The sequence below is a fragment of the Citrobacter sp. wls718 genome (genome assembly GCF_005280945.1).
Taxonomy (GTDB): domain Bacteria; phylum Pseudomonadota; class Gammaproteobacteria; order Enterobacterales; family Enterobacteriaceae; genus Citrobacter; species Citrobacter gillenii.
The window spans coordinates 179,923-195,884 of the sequence record NZ_SZWV01000102.1 but is presented as its reverse complement, the minus strand read 5'-3'; the positions used below and the strand labels follow the sequence as shown (position 1 = coordinate 195,884).

12 protein-coding genes are annotated in these 15,962 nt (G+C 52.5%); 6 read left to right on the top strand and 6 right to left on the bottom strand.

Going from position 1 to position 15,962, the window contains the following annotated elements; all coding sequences use genetic code 11:
• Positions 1 to 215 precede the first annotated feature (215 nt).
• From dapB to caiF, 4 genes are all read left to right on the top strand, one after another.
• Complete coding sequence (gene dapB, locus FDW95_RS19570; RefSeq protein WP_115259496.1) at positions 216 to 1,037, top strand: 4-hydroxy-tetrahydrodipicolinate reductase; 822 nt, start codon at positions 216 to 218, stop codon at positions 1,035 to 1,037.
• Between the two features lie 456 nt (positions 1,038 to 1,493).
• Complete coding sequence (carA, locus tag FDW95_RS19565) at positions 1,494 to 2,642, top strand: glutamine-hydrolyzing carbamoyl-phosphate synthase small subunit (protein WP_115259495.1); 1,149 nt, start codon at positions 1,494 to 1,496, stop codon at positions 2,640 to 2,642.
• 18 nt (positions 2,643 to 2,660) lie between these two features.
• Positions 2,661 to 5,885, top strand: a complete 3,225-nt coding sequence (carB, locus tag FDW95_RS19560) for a carbamoyl-phosphate synthase large subunit (RefSeq protein ID WP_115259494.1) — start codon at positions 2,661 to 2,663, stop codon at positions 5,883 to 5,885.
• A gap of 272 nt (positions 5,886 to 6,157) precedes the next feature.
• Positions 6,158 to 6,553, top strand: coding sequence for a carnitine metabolism transcriptional regulator CaiF (gene caiF / locus FDW95_RS19555; RefSeq protein ID WP_096758355.1), 396 nt, complete (start codon positions 6,158 to 6,160; stop codon positions 6,551 to 6,553).
• A gap of 76 nt (positions 6,554 to 6,629) precedes the next feature.
• Here the strand turns inward: caiF and caiE are convergent, their stop codons facing one another.
• The 6 genes from caiE to caiT all read right to left on the bottom strand — a co-directional run bounded on the left by caiE (position 6,630) and on the right by caiT (position 13,747).
• The gene (caiE, locus tag FDW95_RS19550; protein WP_096758354.1) at positions 6,630 to 7,226 is read right to left on the bottom strand and encodes a carnitine operon protein CaiE; all 597 of its coding nucleotides are present in this window, start codon (positions 7,224 to 7,226) and stop codon (positions 6,630 to 6,632) included.
• 93 nt (positions 7,227 to 7,319) lie between these two features.
• On the bottom strand, positions 7,320 to 8,105 hold the full coding sequence (gene caiD / locus FDW95_RS19545) for a crotonobetainyl-CoA hydratase (RefSeq protein WP_115259493.1): 786 nt from the start codon (positions 8,103 to 8,105) through the stop codon (positions 7,320 to 7,322).
• 53 nt (positions 8,106 to 8,158) lie between these two features.
• A complete protein-coding gene (caiC, locus tag FDW95_RS19540) occupies positions 8,159 to 9,712 on the bottom strand; it encodes a crotonobetaine/carnitine-CoA ligase (RefSeq protein WP_115259492.1) in 1,554 nt (517 codons plus the stop codon).
• 63 nt (positions 9,713 to 9,775) lie between these two features.
• Positions 9,776 to 10,993, bottom strand: coding sequence for an L-carnitine CoA-transferase (gene caiB / locus FDW95_RS19535; RefSeq protein WP_115259491.1), 1,218 nt, complete (start codon positions 10,991 to 10,993; stop codon positions 9,776 to 9,778).
• A 60-nt stretch (positions 10,994 to 11,053) separates the two neighbouring features.
• On the bottom strand, positions 11,054 to 12,196 hold the full coding sequence (gene caiA, locus FDW95_RS19530; RefSeq protein ID WP_096758350.1) for a crotonobetainyl-CoA dehydrogenase: 1,143 nt from the start codon (positions 12,194 to 12,196) through the stop codon (positions 11,054 to 11,056).
• Between the two features lie 33 nt (positions 12,197 to 12,229).
• Positions 12,230 to 13,747, bottom strand: coding sequence for an L-carnitine/gamma-butyrobetaine antiporter (gene caiT / locus FDW95_RS19525; protein ID WP_096758349.1), 1,518 nt, complete (start codon positions 13,745 to 13,747; stop codon positions 12,230 to 12,232).
• A 481-nt stretch (positions 13,748 to 14,228) separates the two neighbouring features.
• Between caiT and FDW95_RS19520 the strand changes: the two genes are divergently transcribed.
• Both FDW95_RS19520 and FDW95_RS19515 read left to right on the top strand, forming a co-directional pair.
• Positions 14,229 to 14,999: an electron transfer flavoprotein FixA gene (locus FDW95_RS19520; RefSeq protein ID WP_115259490.1), complete on the top strand. Its 771-nt coding sequence runs from the start codon at positions 14,229 to 14,231 to the stop codon at positions 14,997 to 14,999.
• 15 nt (positions 15,000 to 15,014) lie between these two features.
• Positions 15,015 to 15,956: an electron transfer flavoprotein subunit alpha/FixB family protein gene (locus tag FDW95_RS19515; protein ID WP_115259489.1), complete on the top strand. Its 942-nt coding sequence runs from the start codon at positions 15,015 to 15,017 to the stop codon at positions 15,954 to 15,956.
• The last annotated feature ends 6 nt before the right edge of the window (positions 15,957 to 15,962 follow it).

Genomic DNA, 15,962 nt, shown 5'->3' with positions numbered 1-15,962 from the left:
AGTGCTTTTCTTATCGTCTGTCGCCATTCTGAGCGAGTTTGACTTCTTTCCCCGACTGCGGCAATGATTCATCCTGCGGGGTGAATCATGTCTTTTACTGATATTCCTCTCTGTTTATCATTAATTTCTAATTATGGACGTTTTCGGCTGGCGACCCTGTCGCGGGCTGGTTACTCTGAAAACGATTTACGCAATTTTAACAAAAGAGAATAGCTATGCATGATGCACAAATCCGCGTCGCCATTGCAGGCGCCGGTGGCCGCATGGGACGGCAGTTAATTCAGGCCACGATGGCGATGGAAGGGGTACAACTGGGGGCGGCACTAGAGCGTGATGGCTCCTCTTTACTGGGCAGCGATGCTGGTGAGCTGGCGGGCGTTGGAAAATCTGGCGTAACCGTTCAGAGCAGCCTCGAAGCGGTAAAAGACGATTTCGATGTCTTTATCGATTTTACCCGCCCGGAAGGCACGCTGACGCATCTGGCATTTTGTCGGCAGCATGCAAAAGGCATGGTGATTGGCACGACCGGGTTTGATGATGCCGGTAAGCAGACCATTCGCGATGCCTCGCAGGATATTGCCATTGTGTTTGCCGCCAACTTTAGCGTCGGCGTGAACGTGATGCTTAAACTGCTGGAGAAAGCGGCGAAGGTGATGGGCGACTACACCGACATCGAAATTATTGAAGCGCACCACCGTCATAAAGTCGACGCACCGTCAGGGACGGCGCTGGCGATGGGGGAGGCGATTGCCGGGGCGCTGGACAAAGATTTAAAGGACTGTGCTGTCTACTCGCGTGAAGGTTACACCGGTGAACGTGTGCCTGGCACTATCGGTTTTGCCACGGTGCGTGCTGGTGACATCGTCGGGGAACATACGGCGATGTTCGCCGATATTGGCGAACGTATCGAGATTACGCACAAAGCGTCCAGCCGTATGACGTTTGCCAACGGTGCGGTAAGATCGGCGATGTGGTTGAAAGGTAAATCAAACGGTCTTTTTGATATGAAAGATGTGCTTGATTTAGGCAGTTTATAAGGTTTTATTACCCTTCGTGATGTGGTTATGGTAATCATAATTTATTGATTACATAGGGCAATATTTTATTGCCCTTTTATTTTTCCATTGTTTTTATAATTTTCAATTAAAATACTTATTTTAAGATGTTTTGTAATGTGTTTTTGTTGCCTCAATGTAAATTTTGACCAAATGGTCCACTTTTTTGTCTGTCATGATTCATTTTTACATTCTTGACCTCCCGCAAGCGTTTTCTACCGTTACTTAGCTGATCTTTTTGCCTGTTAAATCACATGATTTGTCCCAGTGGCGTAAAATAATAATAAAAAATCCCCTTTTGGGTAGACTTTTCCCCGGGCTGTCTCTAGAATGCCGCCGTTTGCCAGAAATCCATAGGTAAGCAAATTTGCATTGATTCATACTGTGTTAATGAATTAATATGCAAATAAAGTGAGTGAATATTCTCTGGAGGGTGTTTTGATTAAGTCAGCGCTATTGGTTCTGGAAGACGGAACCCAGTTTCACGGTCGGGCCATAGGGGCAACAGGTTCGGCGGTTGGGGAAGTCGTTTTCAATACTTCAATGACCGGTTATCAAGAAATCCTCACTGATCCTTCCTATTCCCGCCAAATCGTCACCCTTACTTATCCTCATATCGGCAATGTCGGCACCAATGAAGCCGATGCAGAATCTTCTCAGGTACATGCGCAAGGTCTGGTCATCCGCGACCTGCCGCTGATTGCCAGCAATTACCGCAATACCGAAGACCTCTCTTCTTACCTGAAGCGCCATAACATCGTGGCGATTGCCGATATTGATACCCGTAAGCTGACCCGTCTGCTGCGCGAGAAAGGCGCTCAGAACGGCTGCATCATCGCAGGGGATAACCTGGATGCACAGCTGGCGCTGGAAAAAGCGAAAGCCTTCCCGGGCCTGAACGGCATGGATCTGGCGAAAGAAGTCACTACGGCAGAACCGTATGGCTGGACCCAGGGAAGCTGGACGCTGGAAGGCGACCTGCCGGAAGCAAAATCCGCTGAAGAACTCCCGTTCCACGTGGTTGCCTACGATTTCGGCGCGAAACGCAACATTCTGCGTATGCTGGTGGATCGCGGCTGCCGCCTGACGGTTGTGCCTGCGCAGACCTCCGCAGAAGACGTATTAAAGATGAGTCCGGACGGTATCTTCCTGTCCAACGGTCCTGGCGACCCGGCACCGTGTGACTACGCGATTGCCGCGATTCAGAAATTCCTCGAAACCGATATTCCGGTGTTTGGCATCTGTCTCGGCCATCAGCTGCTGGCGCTGGCGAGCGGTGCGAAGACCATCAAGATGAAGTTTGGCCACCACGGCGGCAACCATCCGGTGAAAGATATCGATAACAACACCGTGATGATTACCGCGCAGAACCACGGTTTTGCGGTGGATGAAGCCTCGATGCCTGCTACCTTGCGCGTCACACACAAATCACTGTTCGATGGCACCCTGCAGGGTATCCATCGCACCGACAAACCGGCGTTTAGCTTCCAGGGCCACCCTGAAGCGAGCCCGGGGCCGCACGATGCTGCGCCGCTGTTCGACCACTTTATCGAGTTAATTGAGCAATACCGTCAGTCCGCGAAATAATCAGGAGTTAAAAGAGCCATGCCAAAACGTACAGACATAAAAAGTATCCTGATTCTGGGCGCGGGTCCGATTGTTATCGGCCAGGCGTGTGAGTTTGACTATTCCGGCGCGCAGGCGTGTAAAGCCCTGCGTGAAGAGGGTTACCGCGTTATTCTGGTCAACTCCAACCCGGCGACCATCATGACCGACCCGGAAATGGCCGATGCCACCTACATCGAGCCAATTCACTGGGAAGTGGTACGCAAAATTATCGAAAAAGAGCGCCCGGATGCGGTACTGCCGACCATGGGCGGCCAGACGGCGCTGAACTGCGCGCTGGAGCTTGAGCGTCAGGGCGTACTTGAAGAGTTCGGTGTGACCATGATTGGTGCCACCGCCGATGCGATTGATAAAGCAGAAGATCGCCGTCGCTTCGACATCGCAATGAAGAAAATCGGTCTCGACACCGCGCGTTCTGGTATCGCGCACACCATGGAAGAAGCGCTGGCGGTTGCCGCTGACGTCGGCTTCCCGTGCATCATCCGCCCGTCCTTCACCATGGGCGGTACCGGCGGCGGTATTGCCTATAACCGCGAAGAGTTTGAAGAGATTTGCGAACGCGGTCTGGATCTTTCCCCAACGAAAGAGCTGCTGATTGATGAATCGCTGATTGGCTGGAAAGAGTACGAGATGGAAGTGGTACGTGACAAAAATGATAACTGCATTATTGTCTGCTCCATCGAAAACTTCGACGCCATGGGCATTCATACCGGTGACTCCATCACTGTGGCACCTGCCCAGACGCTGACCGACAAAGAATATCAAATCATGCGTAACGCCTCGATGGCGGTACTGCGTGAAATCGGCGTAGAAACCGGCGGGTCTAACGTGCAGTTTGCGGTGAACCCGAAAAACGGCCGCCTGATTGTTATTGAAATGAACCCACGCGTTTCCCGCTCCTCGGCGCTGGCCTCGAAAGCGACCGGTTTCCCGATTGCCAAAGTGGCGGCGAAACTGGCGGTCGGTTATACCCTCGATGAGCTGATGAACGACATCACCGGCGGACGTACTCCGGCGTCGTTCGAACCGTCTATCGACTACGTTGTGACTAAGATCCCGCGCTTTAACTTCGAGAAGTTTGCCGGTGCTAACGACCGTCTGACGACGCAGATGAAGTCCGTCGGCGAAGTGATGGCGATTGGCCGCACACAGCAGGAATCGCTGCAAAAAGCGCTGCGCGGTCTGGAAGTGGGCGCCACCGGTTTCGACCCGAAAGTGAGCCTGGATGACCCGGAAGCGCTGACCAAAATTCGTCGCGAGCTGAAAGATGCAGGCGCTGAGCGTATCTGGTACATCGCCGATGCGTTCCGTGCTGGTCTGTCCGTTGATGGCGTCTTCAACCTGACCAACATTGACCGCTGGTTCCTGGTACAGATTGAAGAACTGGTGCGTCTGGAAGAAAAAGTTGCAGAGCTGGGGATTAACGGCCTCGACGCTGATTTCCTGCGCCAGCTCAAGCGTAAAGGCTTTGCCGATGCGCGTCTGGCAAAACTGGCTGGCGTGCGCGAAGCGGAAATCCGCAAACTGCGCGAACAGTATAAGCTGCACCCGGTTTATAAGCGTGTGGATACCTGCGCCGCAGAATTCTCCACCGACACTGCCTACATGTACTCCACCTATGAAGAAGAGTGCGAAGCGAACCCGACTCAGGATCGCGACAAAATTATGGTGCTGGGCGGTGGTCCGAACCGTATCGGTCAGGGTATCGAATTCGATTACTGCTGCGTACATGCGTCGCTGGCGCTGCGCGAAGACGGTTACGAGACCATTATGGTCAACTGTAACCCGGAAACGGTTTCTACCGACTACGACACCTCCGACCGTCTGTACTTTGAACCGGTAACGTTCGAAGACGTGCTGGAAATCGTGCGTATCGAGAAGCCGAAAGGCGTTATCGTGCAGTACGGCGGGCAGACTCCGCTGAAGCTGGCGCGTGCGCTGGAAGCCGCAGGTGTGCCAGTTATCGGCACCAGCCCGGACGCGATTGACCGCGCTGAAGACCGTGAGCGTTTCCAGCAGGCGGTTGACCGTCTGAAGCTAAAACAACCGGCCAACGCCACCGTTACCGCCATTGAAATGGCGGTCGAGAAGGCAAAAGAGATTGGCTACCCGCTGGTGGTGCGCCCGTCCTACGTGCTTGGCGGTCGGGCAATGGAAATTGTGTACGACGAAGCCGACCTGCGTCGCTACTTCCAGACCGCGGTCAGCGTCTCCAACGACGCGCCGGTGCTGCTGGACCGCTTCCTGGATGACGCAGTAGAAGTGGACGTAGACGCTATCTGCGACGGCGAAAGGGTGCTGATTGGCGGCATCATGGAGCACATTGAGCAGGCGGGCGTTCACTCCGGTGACTCCGCGTGTTCCCTGCCAGCCTACACGCTGAGCCAGGAAATTCAGGACGTGATGCGCCAGCAGGTGCAGAAACTGGCCTTCGAACTGCAGGTTCGTGGTTTGATGAACGTCCAGTTTGCGGTGAAGAACAACGAAGTTTACCTGATTGAAGTCAACCCGCGTGCGGCGCGTACCGTACCGTTTGTCTCCAAAGCCACCGGTGTTGCGCTTGCAAAAGTGGCGGCGCGCGTGATGGTCGGTCAAACACTGGCACAGCAGGGCGTCACCAAGGAAATTATCCCGCCGTACTACTCGGTGAAGGAAGTGGTGCTGCCGTTCAACAAGTTCCCGGGCGTTGACCCCCTGTTAGGGCCAGAAATGCGCTCTACCGGCGAAGTGATGGGCGTAGGCCGCACCTTTGCGGAAGCATTCGCCAAGGCGCAGCTGGGCAGCAGCTCCACCATGAAGAAACAGGGCCGCGCATTGCTCTCCGTGCGTGAAGGCGATAAAGAGCGCGTCGTTGACCTGGCGGCGAAGCTGCTGAAGTTTGGTTTCGAGCTGGACGCCACCCACGGTACGGCAATTGCACTGGGGGAAGCCGGTATCAACCCGCGTCTGGTAAACAAGGTGCATGAAGGTCGTCCGCATATTCAGGACCGTATCAAGAATGGCGAATATACCTATATCATCAACACCACTGAAGGTCGTCAGGCGATTGAAGACTCCAAGCTGATTCGCCGCAGCGCGCTGCAGTACAAAGTTCATTATGACACCACGCTAAACGGCGGTTTCGCCACGGCGATGGCGCTGAATGCGGATGCTACCGAGAAGGTGACCTCCGTTCAGGAAATGCACGCACAGATCGCGAAGTAATCGACAATGACCCACCCGCTTCTGAGCGGGTCGGGTCTGCAATTTAATAAGAAACGGTTTCTGTAAAGAAACCGTTTTTTTATCTATTAAGGTCATTACAGGCAAATAGCGCTGTGATAACCACATTTTCAATGTAATAAGCAAGATGTTGCTCACACTAATCAACATTCAAGTCGCATACTATCTCTCATATACACAATTTTAATAGGGCTTTGTTTTTATTTATCCAGACAGGCCGTAGCCAGATTTTTAATTTGTGAAATGGTGTGCTTATGTGTGAAGAATATGTTGAAAGACCGCTTTATTTGTTAATTGCCGATTGGATCAGGGCTGAAGATCGTTGGGTCACGGCAAAAGAAATCTCCCTCCATTTTAATATTGAACACTGCAAAGCAATTAATACGCTCTCCTATATTCTGTCTGAAGTAGGAGAAATTGTTTGTGAAGTTAAGATGATCCCTAACCAGATTGCAGGCCGGGGCTGTCAGTGCCAGCGTCTGGTGAAAGTCGTGAGTATTGATTCTCATCTCTACAGCAGATTGAATCACAATTTGCAGGATAAAAAAGTGAGCGTAGGGAAAATGCCGCGTATGTCGGCTGTACCGCCAACAGAGCTTAATCGCGAGCAGAAATGGCAGATGATGCTGTCAAAAAGTATGCGTCGCTAATTGTAAGTTTGCCTGATGGCGGCATAAACGGTAATTGACTCGTAGGCCGGATAAGCGTGAGCGCATCCGGCATCAATTACTGTGCTGATTTGGGCTTCACATCCGTTGTGCCTTTCAGACGCGGGCGGTTTTTATCAATCTGCGTTAACGGCTGTGTTTCGCGTAACCCTGCCCGACAGCGAACCGCGAGATCCTGATACTCTTTGGTGTTCAGCCGCTTCCAGTGCAGCTCCTGGTCTGTCACCTCTCGCAGCACGCGGGCAGGTGAACCGACCAGCATTTGCCTTGCCTCGCCGGTAAATCCGGCTTTAACAAAGCTCATGGCGGCGACAATGCTCTCTTCGCCAATTGTTGCGCCGTCCATTATGACGCTGTTCATGCCAACCAGCGCGTCCCGGCCAATGACGCAGCCGTGCAGGATTGCACCATGTCCGATGTGTCCATTCTCATGCACGATGGTGTCGGTGTCACAGTAGCCGTGCATGATGCAACCATCCTGAAGATTCGAGCCTGCTTCAAGGATCAGGCGGCCATAGTCGCCGCGCAGCGAGGCAAGAGGACCGATATATACGCCAGCACCGACGATCACATCGCCAATCAGCACTGCGCTAGGATGGACATACGCCTGTGGGTGTACCACCGGGATCAGGCCTTCAAACGCATAATAACTCACGATATTCCTCAGTTGTTTTTGCCGGATAACGCGGCCTACGAGTGTGCATTTTTTGTAGGCCGGATAAGCAAAGCGCCATCCGGCCTCAGCACATTAACGACCTTTCCACACCGGATCGCGTTTTTCAGCAAATGCCTGCGGTCCTTCGAGCGCATCCTCAGAGTGCAGTACGGATGGGTAATGCTTCAGCACGCCGCTGCGGATGTAGCGGTAGCCTTCTTCTACCGGCATTTCGCTGGTCGCGCGGTAAATCTCTTTCAGCGCGGCGATTGCCAACGGGGCGCTATTCACCAGCTGCTGCGCCAGTTCGCGGGCGCTGTCCATCAGTTCAACCTGGCTGACGACGCGGTTCACAATCCCCCAGCGCAGTGCTTCTTCGGCGCTCATTCGTCTGCCGGTCATCACCATTTCGTTGACGATAGCAGGCGGCAGCAGCTTCGGCAGACGCAGCACGCCGCCGCTGTCTGGCACGATACCAAGCTTGGCTTCCGGTAGCGCAAAGCTGGCGTTTTCCGCACAGATGATAAAATCTGCCGCCAGCGCTAGCTCGAATCCGCCGCCGAAGGCATAGCCGTTTACTGCGGCGATGACCGGCTTGTCGAGATCAAATATTTCCGTTAAACCGGCAAAACCGCCGGGACCAAAATCGGCATCCGGCGCTTCACCTTCTGCTGCCGCTTTTAGGTCCCAGCCCGCAGAAAAGAATTTCTCGCCGCCGCCGGTGATAATCGCCACGCGCAATTCCGGGTCATCGCGGAAATGAAGAAAAGCCTCACCCATAGCAAAACTGGTTTTGGCGTCAATGGCATTCGCTTTGGGCCTGTCTAATGTAATTTCCAGAATCGGGCCGTTACGGGTCAGATGTAATGATTCACTCATAGCTCATCTCCAAAAAATAGATTTGCCGACAGGAGGCATTCCTGGCGGAGGATTTATTTCAGATTTTTTTTGATTATTTTTCCGGAACAATTACGCGGCAGGTCGGTTCTTATCTCCAAAAACGAGGGAACCTTAAACTTCGCCATATTGCCTTCGCAGAAACTGAAAAATTCCGCTTCGCTTAATGTTTCCCCCTCATTCAATACGATAAAGGCTTTAATCGCCTCATCGCGGATAGCGTCTTTAATACCGACAATGACAATGTCCTGAATTTTAGGGTGAGCAGCGATTATATTTTCCAGCTCGACGCAGGAAACATTTTCCCCACCGCGTTTAATCATGTTGCAGCGCCGGTCAACGAAATAGAAAAAGCCGTCTTCATCCCGGTAGCCGGAATCACCGGTATGCAACCAGCCGTCCGGCTCCAGCGCGTTGGCCGTGGCCTGTGGCTGTGCGTAGTACTCTTTAAATATCGTTTTACCCGGCACGCCTTTAATGCAGATTTCGCCAATCTCTCCGGCAGGTAACGGCTGATTATGATCGTCGCGGATTTCGGCTTCATAGCTAAAGCCCACGCGGCCAATGGAAGGCCAGCGCCGTTGGTCACCGGGGCGGTCACCAATAATACCGACGATGGTTTCCGTCATGCCGTAGGAGGTCAGCAGCCTAACGCCAAAGCGCGTGATAAAATCATCTTTTTCCTGCACCGACAAATTGAGGTAGAACATCACTTCGCGCAGCTTGTGCTGCCTGTCAGTCGGGCTTGCGGGCTGTACCATCAGGGTGCGGATCATCATCGGAATGCATTCCGTCACCGTTGCCTGATATTTGCGTACCTGGTCCCAGAAGGCCCGGGCGCTGTATTTCTCTATCAGCACAAAGGTACTGCCTGCGGAAAAAGCCGCCATGGCTGCCGTACACTGGCAGTCAATATGGAAAGCGGGCATGACCGTCAGGTAGACGTCGTCATCGCGCAGGGCGCACTGCCAGGCGGAGTAGTAACCGGCAAAACGCAGGTTATAGTGGGTAATCACCACCCCTTTGGGACGCGAGGTGGTGCCTGAGGTAAACAGAATTTCTGCCGTGTCATCAGTGGATAACGGTGGTGTATAGCACAGCGTTGTCGGCTGCTGGTCCTTGAGCTGAGAAAAATGGCTCACGCCATCGTCAGCCGGAACCTGTTCTCCGATAAGACAAATGTGATTAAGCGGGGTGGTATTTTCCCGTTTTATCTGGCGGTACATTGGATAAAACTGAGCGCTGGTGACCAGCAGGCTGACCTGGCTGTTTTGCAGGATCCAGGCGCTTTCTTCCCCCAGCAAGCGGGCGTTAATCGGTACCATCACGGCGCCAATTTTTGCCAGCCCAAACCAGCAAAAAATGAACTCCGGGCAGTTATCCAGATGTAATGCGACCTTATCGCCTTTGCGTATGCCCAATGAATGAAAAAGGTTCGCCGTACGGTTAATCTCTTCATTAAGTGAGGCATAGCTAAACTGCCGAACGTTTCCTTCGCAGGATTCGAAAATAAGTGCTGCTTTATCTCCGTACACCCCGGCCAGGTCGTCCCACATCTGACGTAAGTTTTGTCTGCCAACGATATCCATTTTACCTTATCCACTGAAATCAGGCGTGAGCGCTAACCCGCAAAGCCGGTCAGCGCATCGCGTTTAATCCTCAACCCTGGCCAGGCCTTTGCCGACCAGCTCATTAATGTCTGCTTCGCTGTAACCGATATTTTTCAGAATGGCGGCGGTATCCATGCCGTGTGACGGCATGCCACGCCAGATTTTCCCTGGGTTATTTTTGAATTTCGGCATGATGTTGGGGCCTTTACAGGTGCGACCGTCCATCGTTTGCCACTGGGTAATAGATTCACGGGCTACGTACTGCGGGTTGTCTTCCAGTTCCGGGATCGTCAGTACTTTCGCGCAGGCGATATTCAGTTCGGCAAAGCGCGCCTGAACGTCTGCAATAGTGTGTTCTGCCAGCCAGGCATCCAGTTTCTCTTCGACTAACGGGCCGTACGGACACTCAACACGATGGATGAGCTGTGTGCCTTCCGGAACTTCTGGCGTTCCGAGAATGTGCGCCAGACCAATATCCTTAAAGCATTCGTTGATTTGCGTAATGCCAACCAGCTCCATCACGATGTAGCCGTCGGCGCATTTATACAGGCCGCAACCGGCGTAGTAGGGGTCTTTACCTTTGGTCATGCGCGGGCAAACTTCACCGCCGTTGAAGTAATCCATCATGAAGTACTGGCCCATACGCAGCATGACTTCGTACATGGCAATATCGATACTTTCGCCTTTACCCGTTTCGCGCACTTTATACAGAGCAGCCAGGGCTGCCGTGGTGGCTGTCATGCCGGAGAAGTAATCGGCGGTGTACGGGAAGGCTGGCATCGGCTGGTCAACGTCGCCGTTTTGAATCAGATAACCGCTGAACGCCTGGGCGATGGTATTGTACGCCGGGAGGTTGGTGTACTCATCGGTGCCATACTGGCCGAAGCCGGAGAGGTGAGCGATAACCAGCTTCGGGTTATGCTCCCATAAAACCTCATCGGTAATACCGCGGCGGGCAAAGGCCGGACCTTTACTGGCTTCAATGAAAATGTCGGTGGTTTCCATGAGCTTCAGAAACGCTTCCCGGCCTTCATCTTTGAAAATATTGAGTGACAGGGCGTGCAGGTTGCGGCGTGACAGCTGCGGGTAGTTGGGTTGCACGCGGATGGTATCGGCCCAGGCGACGTTTTCAATCCAGATAACCTCAGCGCCCCATTCGGCAAACATCTGTCCGGCGAACGGTCCGGCGATTTCGATTCCTGAAAAGACAACGCGTACGCCGGCAAGCGGCCCAAATGCAGGCATTGGTAAATGGTCCATAATGTAACTCCTGGCAGTTAGTTGTAGGCCGGATAGGCGAAGCGCCATCCGGCATCCCACTTAGCGGTATTGCTTGAGTACCGCACGACCCAACGTCAGGATCTGCATTTCATCAGAGCCACCGGAAACACGGTCAACACGCAGGTCACGCCAGAAGCGCGTGATGCGATGATTGCCCGCAATACCCACACCGCCGAGTACCTGCATGGAGGTGTCCACGACCTCAAACGCGGCGTTAGCGCAGAAGTATTTGCACATTGCTGCATCACCCGAGGTAATGGTGCCGTTATCTGCTTTCCACGCGGCTTCCAGCAGCATGTTTTTCATGGAGTTCAGTTTGATCGCCATATGCGCAAACTTCTCCTGAATGAGCTGGAAACGACCAATTGCTTCGCCAAACTGGACGCGTTGATTGGCGTAGCGCGCCGCATCTTCAAAGGCGCACATTGCTGTACCGTAGTTGGTCAGGGCGACGAGGAAACGTTCGTGGTCAAACTCTTCTTTCACGCGGTTAAAGCCATTACCTTCCCGACCGAACATGTCTTTTTCATCCAGTTCGACGTCATCAAAGGTAATTTCACAGCAACTGTCCATGCGCAGGCCGAGTTTCTCTAGCTTATTGACTTTGATACCGGCTTTCGTCATGTCAACAAACCACTCGGTGTAAATCGGTTTATCCGGCGATGCACCATCACGAGCCATCACCACGATATACGGGGTATAGGCGCTACTGGTGATAAAGCACTTACTGCCATTAAGATAAACCTTACCATCTTTGCGTGTATAAGTGGTTTTCAGACTGCCAACATCCGATCCAGCTCCCGGTTCTGTGATAGCGGAGTTCCACATCTGCTTACCGGTGCCCTGGAACGCCATGATTTTATCAATTTGTTCCTGGGTGCCTTCACGCAGGAAAGTGTTAAAACCTCCCGGCAATTGATACAGCACGTAAGTCGGTGCGCCAAGGCGACCTAATTCCATCCACACCGCGGCAACGGTGACGAAACCGGCTTCCAGACCGCCGTGTTCTTCCGGGATCAGCAGGCTGTCGATGCCCATATCCGCCAGCGCTTTTACAAAACGTTCTGGGTAGACGCTGTCACGATCGCACTCGGCAAAGTAAGCTTCCCAGTTCTCACTGGCCATCAGTTCACGAATACCTGCGACAAACAGTTCCTGCTCGTCATTCAAATTGAAATCCATCTTCAAGCCTCTTCAGTAATGGGTTAATTAAACTTACTTGTCTTTCCAGTGCACTTTGGCGTCTTTAATAAAGGACAGCGTGACCATAATGTTGACGAAGAACAGCGGGCATCCTCCGGCAATAATCGCCGTCTGGATGGGCTTCAGTCCGCCCAGCGCCAGCAGAACAATACCGATGACGCCGACCAGTACCGACCAGCCGATACGGATTAACAGCGGCGGTTCTTCACCGTCGCGAACTTCGCGGCAGGTGGACATCGCCAGGGTGTAAGAGCAGGCGTTAATCAACGTGACGGTGGCAATAAAGCAGAGGATAAAGAATCCCCACATGGTGGCGGTGCTGAACGGCAATGCGGCCCAGGTTTCGATGATGGCGCGCGCCACGCCGTGTTGCTCAATCAGTTGTGGGATGTTGACAATATTTTTATCCATCAACAGCAGCGTGTTGCTGCCAAGGACCGTCCACAGGATCCAGGTGGAAGCAGTCAGACCCAGTACCATGCCGAAGCACAGTTCACGTACGGTACGGCCGCGAGAAATACGGGCGAGGAAGATGCTCATCTGGATGGCGTAAATCACCCACCATGCCCAGTAGAAGACAGTCCAGCCCTGCGGGAAGCCGCCTTTACCGATAGCGTCGGTATAGAACAGCATGCGCGGTAAATACATCATCAGCATGCCGACGGAGTCGGTGAAGTAGTTCATGATGAAGCTGGCACCGCTGACGATAAACACCCAGCCCAGCATCAGGAAACTCAGGTAGCTACGAATGTCGCTGGCGATCTTCACCCCTTTTTGCAGACCACAGGCCACGCAAATGGCGTTCAGAATGATCCAGCAGGTAATGATGATGGCGTCTAATTGCAGGGTATGCGGAATGCCGAACAGATACTGGATACACTCGGTCACCAGCGGTGTAGCCAGACCGAGGCTGGTCCCCATCGCGAAGATCAGCGCGACCAGATAGAAGTTATCGACGATGGTGCCGAATAACCCTTTAGCGTGTTTCTCGCCAACTAACGGTACCAGTGTGGAGCTGGGACGGATGACGTCCATCTTGCGCACAAAGAAGAAGTAGGCGAAGGCCACAGAAAGGAAGCTATAGGTTGCCCACGGCAGCGGCCCCCAGTGGAACAGGCTGTACGCCAGACCGAGTTCTTTCGCGCCGGTGGAGTTAGGCGCGAGAGCAAAGGGTGGGGTGGAGATATAGTAGTAAATCTCTATTGAACCCCAGAACAGCACGGCAGCCGATGTACAGGAGGCGAACATCATAAATATCCAGCTGGTGGTGCTAAACTCCGGTTTTTCATCACCTAATTTCTTTTTGGCATACGGGCCAAAGACCAACCAGAACCAGCCGAACAGCATGATCACCATGTACCATTCAAATGCCCAGCCCCAGACATTGGTGACGTAACTGAATACCGCATTAATAACCACATTCGCGGCATCAAGATCTCTTACTGTTAGCCAACAAAGTATTCCGACAATTATTAATGGCGGGAAAAAAACCTTTGGTTCTATTCCAGATTTCTTCTTTTCATTTTTCATAAGTGAATTCCAGTGTGAAAACGAAATTTATTTAGCGTTCCCGATTGTGCTGTTTTGTATATTTATTATTAATAATTTGTTGATAACTATTTAACCTCTGGGGCGCCTCTGTGAGTAACTCATAATGGGTATTCGTTAGCGGTGGTTCTGTTATGTGTGTCACACTTTTTTATGCTGGCTGTTTTGTTGGATTTTTTGTTATTTATTGTTTTAAATCAGTATCTTGATGTTTGTTTTTTAAGTTTTATAAGTCGTTGTCTTTCAATATTGTTGAACCAGCAAACAATATTGAAAACTTTCATGTTTGACAGGTGATTTTCAATATTGTTGAGATGCATAACACTATTGAAAGTTACGAATATGAATGTGTGACATTTTCAATATTGGTGATTAATGTTTTATTTCCGAATTAAAGAGCGTGATATCTGTATTTAACACAGCCGATATGAATAACGTTTCCTTCATGATTTCTGGAGATGCAATGAAGATAATTACTTGCTACAAATGCGTGCCTGACGAACAGGATATTGCGATTAATAATGCTGATGGTTCGCTGGATCTCAGCAAGGCTGATGCCAAAATCAGTCAGTACGACCTGAATGCGATTGAGGCTGCTTGCCAGTTAAAACAGCAGCTGGGAGAGGCTCAGGTTGTTGCACTGAGCGTGGGTGGCAAAGCGTTGACCAATGCTAAAGGGCGCAAAGATGTGCTTTCTCGCGGTCCGGATGAGCTGATCGTGGTGATTGACGATCAATTCGAACAGGCGCTGCCTCAGCAGACGGCGACAGCACTGGCTGCCGCGGCACAAAAATCCGGTTTTGATCTGATTATCTGCGGTGATGGATCTTCCGATCTTTATGCCCAGCAGGTCGGGCTGCTGGTGGGCGAAGCATTGAATATCCCGGCGATTAACGGTGTGAGCAAGATCCTCTCACTGGCGGATAACACCCTCACGGTAGAACGTGAGCTGGAAGATGAAATTGAAACTCTGAGCATCCCGCTGCCAGCGGTGATTGCGGTCTCTACCGACATCAACACCCCACAAATCCCTTCCATGAAAGCCATTCTTGGCGCGGCGAAAAAACCGGTTCAGGTCTGGTCGCCAGCGGATATTGCGCTAAATAACGTGGATGTGTATTCCGCCCAACAGGTTGCTGCACCGAAGCAACGCGAGCGTCAGCGCGTTGTGATTGAAGGTGACGGTGAAGAACAGATTGCCGCGTTTGTCGAGAACCTGCGCAAAATCATTTAATTATCAGGGGATGTTATGAACAAGTTTTCCAGTGTCTGGGTATTCAGCGATACCCCTTCTCGTCTGCCGGAGCTGATGAAGGGTGCGCAGGCTTTAGGTGAGTCAATCAACACGTTCGTACTGAGCGAGGCTGACAGTGCGGCAGCAATCCAGCTGGGCGCCAACCATGTCTGGCTGCTCAGCGGTAAACCCGATGACCGTATGATCGAAGATTATGCGGATGTGATGGCCCAGACCATTCGTCAGCACAGTGAAGGTGGCGCGGTACTGCTGCCGAATACTCGTCGCGGCAAACTGCTGGCAGCAAAGCTGGGCTTTCGTTTGTCGGCTGCGGTGTCTAACGATGCAAGCTCGGTGACGTTGCAGGACGGCAATGTGGCGGTCAAACATATGGTGTATGGCGGTCTGGCAATGGGGGCGGAAACCATCGCCTCGCCATTTGCGGTGATCACGCTCAGCAGCGGAACGTTTGACGCGATGCAGCCAGAGGCATCCCGTATCGGTGAGAAGCATGAGGTGCAGTGGCAGGCTCCGGCCGTCGCGGTCACCCGTACCGCCACGCAAGCGCGCAAGAGCAACAGCGTCGATCTCGACAAAGCGCGACTGGTAGTCAGCGTGGGACGCGGTATTGGCAGCAAAGAGAATATCTCGCTGGCGGAAGCGCTGTGCCAGGCCATGGGCGCTGAGCTGGCTTGCTCCCGTCCGGTGGCTGAAAACGAGAAGTGGATGGAGCACGAACGCTACGTTGGGATCTCCAACTTGATGCTCAAGCCCGACCTGTATCTGGCGGTGGGGATCTCCGGGCAGATCCAGCACATGGTTGGCGCGAACGGCGCACAGACGATTTTTGCCATCAATAAAGATAAGAATGCCCCGATTTTCCAGTACGCCGACTTTGGCATCGTTGGCGATGCGCTGAAGATCCTGCCTGCGCTGACGGCCGCATTAGCGCGCTAAACCATT

What these genes read in the sequence shown, in the direction of transcription:
- FDW95_RS19515 (WP_115259489.1), top strand. Translation starts at nt 15,015, where the DNA reads ATGAACAAGTTTTCCAGTGTCTGGGTATTCAGCGATACCCCTTCTCGT.
- caiA (WP_096758350.1), bottom strand. Translation starts at nt 12,196, where the DNA reads ATGGATTTCAATTTGAATGACGAGCAGGAACTGTTTGTCGCAGGTATT.
- carB (WP_115259494.1), top strand. Translation starts at nt 2,661, where the DNA reads ATGCCAAAACGTACAGACATAAAAAGTATCCTGATTCTGGGCGCGGGT.
- caiF (WP_096758355.1), top strand. Translation starts at nt 6,158, where the DNA reads ATGTGTGAAGAATATGTTGAAAGACCGCTTTATTTGTTAATTGCCGAT.
- caiB (WP_115259491.1), bottom strand. Translation starts at nt 10,993, where the DNA reads ATGGACCATTTACCAATGCCTGCATTTGGGCCGCTTGCCGGCGTACGC.
- dapB (WP_115259496.1), top strand. Translation starts at nt 216, where the DNA reads ATGCATGATGCACAAATCCGCGTCGCCATTGCAGGCGCCGGTGGCCGC.
- FDW95_RS19520 (WP_115259490.1), top strand. Translation starts at nt 14,229, where the DNA reads ATGAAGATAATTACTTGCTACAAATGCGTGCCTGACGAACAGGATATT.
- caiD (WP_115259493.1), bottom strand. Translation starts at nt 8,105, where the DNA reads ATGAGTGAATCATTACATCTGACCCGTAACGGCCCGATTCTGGAAATT.
- caiT (WP_096758349.1), bottom strand. Translation starts at nt 13,747, where the DNA reads ATGAAAAATGAAAAGAAGAAATCTGGAATAGAACCAAAGGTTTTTTTC.
- caiC (WP_115259492.1), bottom strand. Translation starts at nt 9,712, where the DNA reads ATGGATATCGTTGGCAGACAAAACTTACGTCAGATGTGGGACGACCTG.